The sequence below is a fragment of the Micromonospora rubida genome (genome assembly GCF_009908295.1).
Classification (GTDB): Bacteria; Actinomycetota; Actinomycetes; order Mycobacteriales; family Micromonosporaceae; genus Micromonospora; species Micromonospora rubida.
In genome coordinates this window covers 899,849-912,664 of sequence record NZ_JAAALO010000001.1, presented here as the reverse complement: position 1 = coordinate 912,664, position 12,816 = coordinate 899,849, and the positions used below count along the sequence as shown (strand labels likewise).

6 protein-coding genes are annotated in these 12,816 nt (G+C 71.2%); 2 read left to right on the top strand and 4 right to left on the bottom strand.

The features are described from left to right. Nucleotides 1-43: 43 nt before the first annotated feature. The 3 genes from GVV04_RS03555 to GVV04_RS34285 form a co-directional block, all read right to left on the bottom strand. Complete coding sequence (locus GVV04_RS03555) at nucleotides 44-1,024, bottom strand: DUF2804 domain-containing protein (protein WP_161684332.1); 981 nt, start codon at nucleotides 1,022-1,024, stop codon at nucleotides 44-46. 68 nt (nucleotides 1,025-1,092) lie between these two features. Further along, a complete protein-coding gene (locus GVV04_RS03550; protein ID WP_161684330.1) occupies nucleotides 1,093-2,526 on the bottom strand; it encodes a sugar porter family MFS transporter in 1,434 nt (477 codons plus the stop codon). A 138-nt stretch (nucleotides 2,527-2,664) separates the two neighbouring features. Further along, complete coding sequence (locus tag GVV04_RS34285) at nucleotides 2,665-2,919, bottom strand: carbohydrate-binding protein (protein ID WP_328822183.1); 255 nt, start codon at nucleotides 2,917-2,919, stop codon at nucleotides 2,665-2,667. 565 nt (nucleotides 2,920-3,484) lie between these two features. Here GVV04_RS34285 and GVV04_RS03540 point away from each other — a divergent pair. Next, nucleotides 3,485-4,579: a prenyltransferase gene (locus GVV04_RS03540; RefSeq protein ID WP_161684328.1), complete on the top strand. Its 1,095-nt coding sequence runs from the start codon at nucleotides 3,485-3,487 to the stop codon at nucleotides 4,577-4,579. A gap of 78 nt (nucleotides 4,580-4,657) precedes the next feature. Here the strand turns inward: GVV04_RS03540 and GVV04_RS03535 are convergent, their stop codons facing one another. Further along, nucleotides 4,658-5,428, bottom strand: a complete 771-nt coding sequence (locus GVV04_RS03535) for a hypothetical protein (protein ID WP_201752811.1) — start codon at nucleotides 5,426-5,428, stop codon at nucleotides 4,658-4,660. Between the two features lie 1,347 nt (nucleotides 5,429-6,775). On the opposite strand from GVV04_RS03535, the gene GVV04_RS03530 reads away from it, so the two are divergent. Further along, nucleotides 6,776-12,796, top strand: a complete 6,021-nt coding sequence (locus GVV04_RS03530; RefSeq protein ID WP_201752810.1) for a beta-ketoacyl synthase N-terminal-like domain-containing protein — start codon at nucleotides 6,776-6,778, stop codon at nucleotides 12,794-12,796. Nucleotides 12,797-12,816 lie beyond the last annotated feature (20 nt).

Sequence of the window (12,816 nt, the reverse complement as noted above, 5' to 3'; positions counted from 1 at the left end):
GTCCTTCGACCGGTCCGGCGGACGGTGCCGCCGGACCGGCGCGCTACCAGCGGTTGCGCGCTTCCTCGGCCCAGCCGACCAGGCCGTCCAGGTCGACCCGCTCGCCGTCGTCGGCGGCAGCCCAGCCGGTGAAGTGCCCGAAGCACTGGTGCGTCTCGCTGGCGAGCACACCGAAGTTGGTCCGGGCGATCTTCTCGTGGAACGGGTGGAACTCCACCGCCACCCGCTCACCGCTGATCCGCCACGGCCGCAGCCAGTCGGAACGGTCGTACTCCCAGCGCAGCTCGTCGCCGATCTTGTGCAGCCGGCCGTCGACGAAGAGGCCGTTCTCGGTCGAGCCGGTGCCGTCGGTCCACTTGCCGCCGAGCTGGATCGCCCGGCCCGGGCCGCTGCCGGCGGCCCAGTTCCAGCGGACCGCGTACGGCCATCTGCCGCGCCCGTGGTCGAGGACGGCGAAGGAGTCCGCCTCGGCGACCGGATGGTCCACCCCGTTCACCCGCAGCGTGCCGCGAACCGGGCGGCCGACGTCCTTGACGGTGTACTGGAACCGGCGGGTGCTCCAGGGCACCACCACGCCGAGCGACTCGTGACCCGCCGGCAGCGGCACCACGAGATCGACCTCCAGACCGGGGGCGGTGGCGCGGATCGTGGTCCCCGAGGCTTCCTGGTCGATGTCGATCGAGAGCCCGCCGCCGCGGGCGCGCACGGCGCCTGCCCCGCTGACCGGCGGGAAGACCGCGCCCCGGGCGAAGGGGACCACCGCGCCCCTGTCGATCTCGACCTTCGTCGCCCGGTCGAGCACGTAGAGGCCGTGCACGCCCGCGTAGTCCAGCGACGAGGCGACCAGACCGATGATGTGGGTCGGGGTGACGAAGCCCCAGTACTCCCAGCGCTTGTTGCGGCCCCAGCCGCGCAGGTTCGCCCGGTGCACCGGGTGGCGGCTCCAGCCCACCGCGGCGGGCTGGAGCCGCCCGCCCGGAAGGCACAAGTCGGTCGGCTCGGTGATCTCGTTCTCGTGCGTCACGACGGCGAGGGTATCCGGTCGGCGGGACCGCGCCGGCGACGACGTGGCCGGTCCCGCCGACCATCGGCTCACACCCGCCGCGCCGACCGGTGTGGTCGTGCGGGGCGGTCGTTCTGCCACATGTCCTGGATCTGCTCGAGCGTCTTGCCCTTCGTCTCGGGCAGGTACCGCCAGATGAACAGGAAGCCGAGGACACAGAGCCCGGCGAAGAGCGCGAAGACGCCGGCTCTGCCGAGCGTCCCGAGCAGGCTCAGGAAGAACTGCGTGATCAGGTACTCGGTGCCCCAGTGGGTCGCGGTGGCGATGGCCACGCACCGACCGCGGATCGGCCCGGGAAAGATCTCGTTGATGACGGTCCACGCGGTCGGGCCGATCGACATGGCGTAGAAGGCGACGAAGAGGACCACGCCGACCAGGAGGAAGATCCCCGCGTCGGAGGGGCCGGCCCTCCCTTCCCCCTGCGTCCCCGATCCCAGCTTCAGGAAGCTGAGGCTCACCACGACGAGCGCGGCGGTCATGCCCAACAGTCCCACCAGCAACAGCGGTCGCCGGCCGACCCGGTCCAGGAAGGCCACCGCGACCAGGGTGAAGACCGTGTCGACAGCTCCGATCGCCCACGTGGTGGCGGACAGTTGCGCCTCAGGCGTGCGGAAGCCCGCCGCCGAGAAGATCGAGTCCGCGTAGTAGATGATCCCGTTGATGCCGGTCGTCTGCTGGAACAGCGCCAGTCCGACCCCCAGCGCGAGGGGGCGCCGCCACCTCGGGGAGAGGATCTCCCGCCAGCCCGCCTTCCTGCCGTGCAGGCTCTTCTGGATGTCCTGCAGCCTGGTCTGCACCTTCGCCTGCGGCACCGTCCGGCTCAGCGACTGTTCGGCGCGGTGCCGATCGCCCCGTTTGAGGTACCACACGGCGGAATCCGGTATCACGACGGTGATCAGCGTGAGGGCCACTCCCAGCAGGGCGGCAGTGCCCAGCAGGTAGCGCCACGACCCGGCCCGGGTGAAGGTCTCGTCGGCGAGATAGCCGATGAAAATCGCGAATGTGATGGAGAGCTGGTAGACCGCCACCAGGGCACCGCGGATACGTTCCGGCGCGGCCTCGGCCGCGAACATCGGGCCCGCGACCGACGCCACCCCGATCCCCAGCCCGAGGATCAGCCGGGCGCCGACCAGCACGCCGATCGTGGGCGCCACCGACTGGACGATCGCGCCTGCGACGAACGTGCCGGCGGCGACCCACAGCGCCCCCCGCCGCCCTATCCGGTCCGCGAGGTGTCCGCCGGCCAGGGCCCCCACCAGCGCGCCAAGGGTCACCCAGCTCGCCGCCGCCTCCACCGCGAAGGTGTCCACGTCGAACGTCCGGCGGATCTCCCGGAGCGCGCCGCTGATGACCCCCTGGTCGTAGCCGAAGAGCGCGCCGGAGAGGACGACGATCGACACCACCGCCACGAGGTAGCGCCTGGGTGGCCTCCCTCGACCGGCTGCGCTCTTGTCCGCCGTCACAGCACCTCTCCCGCAACCACCGAGTCGCCGAACATGCCCTTAAGGCATCATTTGCAGCAAATCATAGGCAAAGAGGGGTGGTGGGGTCCTCGGATCGCGCGTTCTCTCGGGTGCGAGGCACAGCCCGGCCGTGGTCGGTCAGATCCGACTCACGATTCGCGAGTCAGCACCTGGGGCGCGAGCCGGAGGTAGTCGAGGTTGAAGCCCCCGGGTCTCGCAGTACAGCGTGACGACCTGGTCGCCCGCCGGCAGGTCGACGGTCGCGTGCGCCGACTGGTAGGTGGCCCAGCCGCCCGTGTCCGGTACCGAGACCGTGGCCAGCACGTTGTTCGCGGCATCGCGCAGCGACAGCGCGTCCGTGATGCCGAAGCCCGCGCCGGTGGCGACCCTCACCTCGAGGTCGTACGTTCCGGAGCCGCGGCGAAGGCGGACGGGGCGGTGGCCACGGCGATCCCGGCGGCGGCCGGCACGCAGATGGCGAGCAGAGCGGTGCCCAGCACGCGGTGGCGTGGACGTCGGGCGGCGGTGCGCGGGCGCTCGGACGGCGGATTCCCGGACGAGGGCAAGGGGACTCCTTTCCACGGAGGATGCGGCGGCAGGCCGACGGGACGGATCGACTCGGCACAACGTGGGAATGGGCGGGACGGGCAGCCTCGACGCAACCCTTGCGGGAACATCAATGACTGCTGATCAAAGCAACGTTCAGGTGTTTAGTCAAGACTCAAAAAAAGTGGTTGACCGTCGCTTTGGGGTGGTTCATCGGCCCGGCCTCGCTGATTCGCGTCCGCCGCCCGAGGGCGGGACGACCACGGGCACCCCCCACAGTCGTAGACCAAATGGACGTGTCCAGCGAAGGGGGCAGGGAGCTGCTTTTCCGACAGATCGTTTCCGTCGCCGTTCCCGGAGATATAGGTTGCTGCCACTGTCTGACTACGGGGAGGCATTGAACATGGCCGCGATGCGGGAATTTCAGTTGATCCCAGGGCCTCGCCAAGCTGCCGCCGGGCCCGCCGCCGGGCGGGATGGAACCTCCTGGAGGGGCTTCCTCCGACTGGCCCGACTGCGCTTCCTGCTGTACAACGTCCTGCCGGTGGGCCTCGCCGTGGCGGTGTCGGTACACCAGGGCTACCCGCTCGACCTGACGTGGTACGTCGTCGCGCAACTGTTCGCGTGGACGGTCCACGTCATGACCCACTACTGCAACGAGTACTTCGACCTGGAGGCCGACCGGGCGAACGTCTACTTCACCCCGTGGACGGGCGGCAGCCGGGCGCTCGTGGACGGGTCGGTCGCACCCCTGGTGTCGCTCGGCGCGGGGTTCGTACTGTTCAGCGCGTCGACGCTGATGGTGGCCGTCATGCCGTCCTGGCAGGCGCGCGTGCTCGCCACCTCGGCCGTGGTGCTGGCCTGGTTCTACACCGCGCCGCCGGTGCGGGCGAACTACCGGGGCGCGGGAGAGCTGACGGTGGCCGCGATCCTCAACGGCCTGTGGCCCGCCGTCGCAGCAGTGCTCCAGGCGGGTGCCGTGCCGATGCTGCTGCTGGCCGTGCTGGCGCCCACCGCGGTGCTGCAGGTGGTACGGATGATGGTGATGAACCTGGGCGACCGGCGGTCGGATGCGATGGTCGGCAAGCGCACGCTGCCTGTCATCATCGGCTACCAGCCGGCGGTGCACGTGATCGTCGGCGGGCAGTTGGTCGCGTACGCGATGCTCACCGTCTTCGCGCTGCTCGGCTGGCTGCCGTGGCTGGTCTGGGCCGCGATGGCCGCCACCGCGCCGCTGTCGGTCTGGCTCGTCCGGCAGCTCCGTGGAGGCGCGATGCGTGACCTCGATCCCCGGCGCATGACGCCGGTGGTGTTCTGGGCCTCGAACCACGTGTCCCTGATCGTCGCGGCGGCGATGCTCGGCGTGATCCTGGATGCGGCACGCCGCTCCGCCGACGCCGGTGCGCTGGCGGTGCTCGGCGCGGTCCTCGCCGGCTACGGGATGCTGTTCGCCCACCGGCTGTGGTTGGCCCGCCGACCCGCTGGGCATGGGCCGGCTCGCGCCTGAGCTGCGCTGGCCGGCGCGAAAACGGTGGAGGGCTGGTTGCTGCCAGCCCTCCACCGGGATGTCAGGTTCCCGTGTTGGCTATCCGCCGTACTCGACCGTCCAGTTCTTGCCGTCGAAGGTGGCGATGGCCTTGGTCGAGCCGTCCGGGAACTGTAGTTGATAGGGCTTGGTCAGAATGTCCTCGCTGACGACCGTGCCGGCCTCGTAACTGCCGAAGGCCAGCCAGTAGGTCGGGGTGATCTCGAACTCGACGCCGGTGTCCGGCTGCGTCGAGACCACGAACGTTCCCGCCCCCGACATCCCGATGCCGACACTTCCCTGATCGGACGAATCCGGGCCCGGAACCGTGTCGTCCTCATTGATGACAAGCGACCCGCTGGCGGCCCCCGAGGTCGGCTTGCCGAATTCAAAACCGTCCTTGATGTACGACAGGGGAATCGTGTTCGCGGTATCGAGATCGGCTGGAACGATCTGCCCCGCATCGTAATTCACGCCGGGCTTGAGCGTTCCCGTCTGACCCCAGACGAAGTTGTAGTCCACCGTCCACCCGAACGTGACACTGGTGCCCGCGTGGCACATCTTCGACAGCCAGGCCAGCGAGTGGACGTCCGATGGTTGGGTCGGCTGCTGCTGGAACACGATGGCGTTCTCGTCGTCGATCGCCGAATTGTTGACGATCGTGACGCTGTACGACGTGGCGGCGAGGCCGGTGGTGCTCCGGCTTTCTGACGCCGAACTCGCCGTGGCTTGCGCCGAAGGCGCCACTGCCCCGCCCAGCAGGGTCACGCCCAGGGCCAGGCCCAGGGCGGCGAGCCCTTTCCGTCGGCTCACCGACGTGTTCTCCATCATGTGTTTCTCCTGGAATTCCGGGCACCAAGAGGTGCGTTGGGAACGCAACCATTATTGCCGCAAGCAACTGTGGGGAGGATTTATGGGAAGCTGGCTTGGATCATAGGGGTGCCTCATCGATGATCACAAGTGCGTGTTCAACGCGTGATTCGAATGGCAGGAGGGTCTTCGAGAGATTGTCGCCTGTGAATCTCTCGACCGGGGTGCCTGTTGCTGTTCGCAACTTGCCGACAGCACCTTGCTCGGTGCAACGGCAGGGCCTCGGCAAGGTCGTGAGGGTCTCCGGCTCGGCAGGCCCCAGGGGATGCATGCGCTGCCGACATCACCGGCCCCTGCCGGGTTGGCCCCTGCCGAATCGGCCTTCGCCGAATCGGCCTTCGCCGGGTCGGCTCCTGCCGAGGTCGGCTCCTGCCTGGTCGGTCTTTGCCGGGTCGGTCTTCGTCTGGTCGACCTTCACCAGGGCGACCTACCCTCCGTCCGCCCCTATGGAGCTGCCCCGTTTGTGCGGTCGGTGGAGCGGGAGCGTGGACGGGGCAGCTCCATAGGGACCGAAGGGCGGGTCCCCGACCGGATGCAGGTCGCATTCGTCAGGCCGCCGCCCGACTGCCCGGTGTGCGGGGCCGGCATGGGGCGGCACGGGGTGGCGACCTCCCGGGGCATTCGCGGGAGAGGGGGCCTGGCTGAGGACGGTGCGGTCCCTGGTTGGCCCGGGGGGACTGTGGCCGGCGTGGAGCTGAGGGTCGAGGCAGCCGATGTCGTGGGGCGAGGCCTACGGAGCTGAGTCGTCTGCGTCAGCACCGCCGGGCGGGCCACTGCCGTCACGTCACCCACCGCCGTCACGTCACCCACCGCCGTGGCGTCGCTCATGGCAGCCGTTGCGTCGGCGCGGGGGTGAGGGATTTGGCACCGACGGATCTCTTTGGAAAACGCGATCGGTCGAGCCGCTGCGCGCCGGTTCGTCGAGTGTCGGAATGGCGAATCTCGGTTCCCCTGAACGGTGTGTCCGGCGCCGGTGTTCGGGGGTGGAGCCTGTCGGCAATCGAGCTTGCCCCGACCTGGGTTTTTGCTGCCTGCATGTGCCGACGCCCGTTGCCCTGACGCTCGGTCGCTGTTCCGCGGGTCTCCGTAACGACCTCTTCGCGTCGACATCCCTCGATTTACAGCACCAATCCGCTGCGCTATGGTGGGCGACGGCGCAGCGGAAAGTGATCGACCAGGGACTCAGGGTGATCAGATGCTTCAGTGTGGACCGTGGTCCGGCGCGTCTCCTGTCGCCGGACGGTCCGTAGTGGGACGTCCGGAGCGTGCGCCGCTCCCGGCCGTGCGGCGGGTCGGTGTGCAGTCGTGGTGACCCGGGGTGTCGTGCTCGGTCTTCCCGCGCTCTCATCCAGTGGCCTCTCCGAGAACTGGCTGCTGCGCGAGGCCGGTGACCTGCAGTGGGCGCTCATCGGCGAGCACTTCGGGGTGCCGGTCGCCGAGCTCGCCGGTGCTGATGGTGCCCGGCTGCTGCCCGCCTTCGTCCGCGTGCGGCTGACCGTCGCCGACTCGCTGCGGGCCTTCACCGAACACGACGAGGGGCGGTTCAGTGGCTCGTTGACGAGGATCGACGAGCACACGTTCCTGGGTGATGTCCGGTTCGAGACGGCTGCGGCGCGCGTCGACGTGCGGTTGCTCACGGTCTTCGTGCGACGTGGCACCGGGAACTGGCTGACACCCGGCGTGCCGCGGCGCGCGGGTCGGCAGTCGCTTGCCGCGCCGACCGAGGAGCAGTTGACTTTCCACCGCGACTTCCGTTCGATGGCAGCCTCCGGGCCCGACGGTCCTGGCCACTACACCTGCCGCTACGAACTCAATCCATTTGTCGACATCAATGCTGCTGGCCTGTTGTATTTCGCGTCGTACGCACACATCAACGACCACGGCGAGCGTAGGCACCTGCATTCCCTCGTGCCGGGTGGCGAGTGGTCCACCGAGGCCGCCACGGTCAGCCGGGACATCGTGTACCTGGGCAACTGCGGCATCGAGGACGCGGTGCGGTACCGGCTCGACGACTGCCGTTTCGAACCCGGCCACCGTGCGGTGCTGAGGTCCACGCTGCTGCGGGAGCGCGACGGCCGGCCGCTCGCCCGGATCGAGACGGTGAAACGGCTCGTCCGACACAGCGCGTTGGCGAGCCTGTGGGGCGACCGGCCGGACCGGCCCGACCAGCCCGACCGGCCCGAGGGGCCCGTGCCGGCTCCCACCCGGGTCACGGCACCCGCTCCGGCTGCGCCACCCGCCTCAGAAGAGCTTGCGGGCATCCTGCTTCCGCTGGTGGAACGCGTACTGGACCAGCCCGCCGGCTCCCTCTCCCCGGACGACGACCTTCGTCAGCGCGGGCTGGACAGTGTCTCGCTCTCCGAGCTCGCCGCCCGGGCCGGCGACGAGTCGGGCCTGGCCATCGACCCCAGCGTCATGTTCCAGGCCTTCACCGTCGCGGAGATGGTGCGGGTGCTGCGTGGTCAGACCCGTGCCCCCGCTCCGAGCACCCCGGCGGCACCGGCGCGACCCGACACGGCCGCCCCGATCGCCGTGGTCGGCATGGCGGGCCGGTTTCCCGGCGCGGACGGGGTGGACGCGCTCTGGGACCTCCTCGGCCGGGACGAGGACGCCGTTCGGGACATCCCGATCGACCGGTGGGACACCGCCGCCCACCCCGGGGTGGTGGGGAAGGCGGCCCTGCTCGACGACATCCGTCGCTTCGACCACGAGTTCTTCTCCATCAGCCCCCGGGAGGCGGCGTTGATGGATCCGCAGCAACGGCTCCTGCTGGAGGTGGCGTGGGCGACGGCCGAGGACGCCGGGTGGGATCCGACCTCGCTGGCCGGCAGCCGCACCGGCGTCTACGCGGGTGTGTGCCACTCGGACTACTCGGCCCTGCTCGCCGCACACGCCGGTCACGACGAACCGCACCTGAGCGTCGCCGTCTCCCCGTCGCTGGTGGCCAACCGCGTATCCTACGCCCTGGGGCTACGGGGGCCGAGCGTCGCGGTGGACACGCTCTGCTCGTCGTCCCTGGTGGCCGTGGCGCAGGCGGTGTCCGCGCTGCGGGCGGGCGAGTGCGACCAGGCGTTCGTCGGGGGCGTGAACGTGCTCTGCGACCCCGGCAGGCACACCGCGTACGACCGCACCGGCGTGCTGAGCCCGCGGGGCCGCTGCCACACCTTCGACGACGACGCGGACGGCTACGTCCGGGGCGAAGGGGTCTGCGCCCTGCTGCTCAAGCCCTTGGACCGGGCCGTCGCCGACGGGGACAGGGTGCACGCGGTGATCCGTGGGGTGGCCGTCAACCACGGCGGGCAGGCGCAGTCGTTCACCGCGCCCAACCCCGACGCCCAGGCCGACCTGCTCGTCAGCGCGTACACCGAGGCGGGCGTCGATCCCGGCACCGTCGGTTACCTTGAGGCGCACGGCACGGGCACCCGGCTGGGCGATCCCATTGAGGTCTCCGGCATGGTGGCGGCGTTCCGACGCCTCTACGACCGGTGGTCCCGCCCGCTCCCGGCCGAGCCGCACTGCGGCATCGGGTCGGTCAAGACCACCATCGGCCACCTGGAGGCCGCAGCCGGGATCGCTGGGATGATCAAGGTGATCCTGGCCCTGCGGCACCGGACCCTGCCGGCTACCCGCAACGTCCGCCGACCGAACCGGATGATCAAGCTTGTCGGCTCGCCGTTCCGGCTCCAGGTCGAGCGCGGTCCGTGGGAGGCGCCGGCCGGCGGCGGCCCACGCCGGGCCGGGGTCAGCTCGTTCGGCATGGGCGGGACGAACTCGCACGTCGTGCTGGAGGAAGCGCCCGAGACTCCGGCCCCACCTGGGGCGGGACCGGTGGTCGTACCCGTCTCGGCCCGTACTTCCCAGGCGCTGCGGCGGGCCGTGGCCGCGCTGCTGGACGTGGCGCGGTCGCCCGACGCGCCGCCGCTGGCCTCCATCGCACGGACGATGCAGACCGGGCGCGCGGCCTTCCCGCACCGCGTCGCCGTCGAGGCCGCGGACCTCGACGAGCTGGCCGAGAAGCTCGGTACGGCGTTCGACACCGGTCCCGCCACCGAGCTGGAGTGGACGACTCCGCACGCCCCGCCGGTGTCGCTGCCCACCTACCCCTTCAACCGCGACCAGCACTGGGTGGCGCCGTCGGCCGGGCCCGAGTTCCTGACCACCACCTGGCAGGACGCGCCCCGCCCGCAGACGGTTCCCGACGGCCGGTACCTGGTCGTCACGACCGATCCGGAACTCGCCCGCGTCGTCCTCGGTGACCGCGGCGTGGCCCACCTCCCCGGCGCGGCCGTGCCCGCGATGGACGGGCTGACCGGCGTCGTCGACCTCGTCGACTGGACCGACCCCGGCTCCCAGGTCCCGGAGCGGATCGCGCTGCTGCAACGGGTGCTCGGCACGCGTCCCCGGACCGGACTGCACTGTGTGCACGTGAGCGGCGTGGCCCGTTCCGTGGTCGCCGGGTTCTACCGCGGCCTCTCCGGCGAGTTCCCCGGCGTCCACGCCCGGACCGTCCGGGTCGACGGCGACGTACCCGAGCTGGCGGCGGCGGTCGCGGTGGAGGCGCGGGCGACGGACCGGGAGACGGAGGTCCGGTACGCCGGGTCGCGCCGGCGGCGTCCCGTGGCGACGTTCGCACCGGCCGCCACCGGGGCCGACGCGCTCACCGGGCTCGACCGGGGCGCGGTGCTGATCACGGGCGGTCTCGGCGGGATCGGGCTCCGACTGGCGGCCCACCTGGCCGACCGTGGCGCCCGGCACCTCGTCCTGGTCGGCCGCTCCCGGTTGCCGGCCCGGAGCCGGTGGGCCGCCCTGGCCGCCGCCGAGTCGACGGAACCGGCGCTGAGGGCCCGACTCGCGGCGCTGCTCGTCCTCGCCGACCGCGGCGTGACCCTGACCGTACGCACCCATGCCCTGGACGACGTCACCTCGCTGCGCAGACTGATCAACCATGTCCGGGGACGGGCCGGCGGGATCACCGCAGCCTTCCACTGCGCGGGCGTCATGGACCAGCCGGCGTCCTTCCTGTCCCGCACGCCCGACGAGATGTCCCGGGTGCTGCGGCCGAAGGTCGACGGCGTGCGGGTGCTCTGGTCGGCGTTCGGCCCCCACCGACCGAGACTGCTGGTGCTCTTCTCGTCGGTGGCCGGGGCGGTGCCGCGACTGGCCGCCGGCTACCTGGACTACGCGGCGGCGAACACCGCGCTCGACGACTTCGCGTTCGCGCACTCGGGCGTGTCCGGCTGCGCGGTACGCGCGTTGCGCTGGCCACTGTGGCGCGGGGTGGGCATGGGACACGACCGGACCAGCGCCAGCGGTGAACTCGGCATCCCCGATCTGGGCGAGAGCGACGCCCTGCGGCTGCTCGATCTCGCCCTGCGGGTGTCCGGCGAGCCGGTGCTCCTGCCGTGCCGGGTGGAGCGTGCCTCGGTGGCGGCGGACGAGTTGCTCGTGTCGCCCCGGCGCGTGCCTCCCGCCGAGCAGACGCCGTTCACCCCGGGCCCGTCAACGCCGGGACAGCCCACCCCGGCCCCGTCGACGCCGAGGGGGCCCACCCCGGACATCGGATGGCTGACCGCCGTGGTGGCGCGGACGACCCGGGTCGATCCCGCCCTGATGGGACCCGACACGACGCTCGTCGATCTCGGTGTGGACTCGTTGCTCATGGCCGAACTGGTCCGGGAGCTCGAAGCGGTGCGTGGCGAGGTGGTCGACCCGAGCCTGTTGCAGGAGCACCCGACGCTGGAGGCCCTGGCCGAGGCGCTCGGCCCGCCTGCCGCGACCGGATCTCGGGCGGCCGTCCAGCCAGCTCCGGCCGCCGTCGGCGCGGCACCGGCCACGGCACCGGCCAAGGCCACGGCCACGGCACCGGCACCGGCGCTCGGCGGGAAGCCGACGCCGATCGCCGTGATCGGCATGGCGTGCCGGCTACCGGGCGCGGCAGATCCGCAGCAGCTGGGGGACCTGCTGCTGACCGGGCGGGACGCGGTCGGCGAGGTGCCGGCCGACCGGTGGGACGTCGCGTCGCTCTACAGCCCGGACGGCGGGCCGGGCCGAAGCCAGAGCAGGTGGGGTGGCTTCCTGGACGACGCCGCGTTGTTCGACCCGGACTTCTTCGGGTTCGACGACGAGACGGCGCGGCACCTGGACCCGCTGGTCCGCAAGACGCTCGAAGTGTCCGTGGAGTGCGTCCGGGACGCCGGCTACACCGACGCCGAGCTTCGCGGCCGGCCCATCGGGGTGTTCGTCGGCTCCCGCACCGGCAACCATCGCGAGCATCTGCGGCCGCCGAAGCGGGAGTTCATCGTCGGCGTGAACCAGAACTTCGTAGCCGCGCACGTGTCGCACTTCCTCGACCTCACCGGACCGAACCTGGTGGTCGACAGCGCGTGCTCGTCGTCGCTGGTGAGCATCCACCTGGCGGCCCAGAGCCTGGCGTCGGGCGAGTCGTGCATGGCCCTGGCCGGCGGGGTGGACCTGCTCCTCGACGAGGAGCCGTATCTCATGCTCAGCGCCGGCAGGGCGTTGTCACCCAGTGGCCGGTGCCGCACCTTCGACGAGTCCGCCGACGGCTTCGTCCCCGGTGAGGGCGCCGGGATGGTGCTGCTGAAGCGGCTCGCCGACGCCGAGCGGGACGGTGACCGGGTGCTGGCCGTGATCGAGTCGTCCGGCGTCAACAACGACGGCCGGACCATGGGCCACACCACGCCGAACGGCCGGGCCCAGCGTGCGTTGATCGCCGATGTGCTCGCCCGTGGCGGGATCGACGCGCGCACGATCGGCTACGTCGAGGCCCACGGCACCGGCACGATGATCGGCGACCCGATCGAGTTGCAGGCCCTCACCGCCGTCCACCGGGCATACACGGCCGATCGCGGCTACTGCGGGATCGGCAGCATCAAGAGTTCGATGGGGCATCTCCTCAGCGCCGCGGGGATCGCCGGGTTCATCAAGGCGGTGCAGATCCTGCGGTACGGCCGGCTGGTGCCGACCCTGCACTGCCGTCGACCGAATCCCCGCTTCGCGTTCGCCGAGTCGCCGTTCTTCCCGGTGACCGAGGTCGCGGAGCTGCCGCCCGGTAGCCGGGTGGCGGTGAGCGCGTTCGGGTTCGGCGGGACCAACGCCCACGTCGTACTCGGACCCGGGGCGCTCGGCGAGGAAGGCCGAGCGCCGTTGCCGCCGCCGGTCTACCGGCGCCGCAGGTTCTGGCACCGGCCGGCCCCCACGGCCCAGCCGCCCGCGCCCCCACCGTCCGTGGCCCGGGTGCGTTCGGCCCGGCTCGACCTGACCCTCACACCCGTCGACCAGCCCGGTTCGCTGCTTCCACTGCGTTGAACCGCTCGATCACCAGGAGA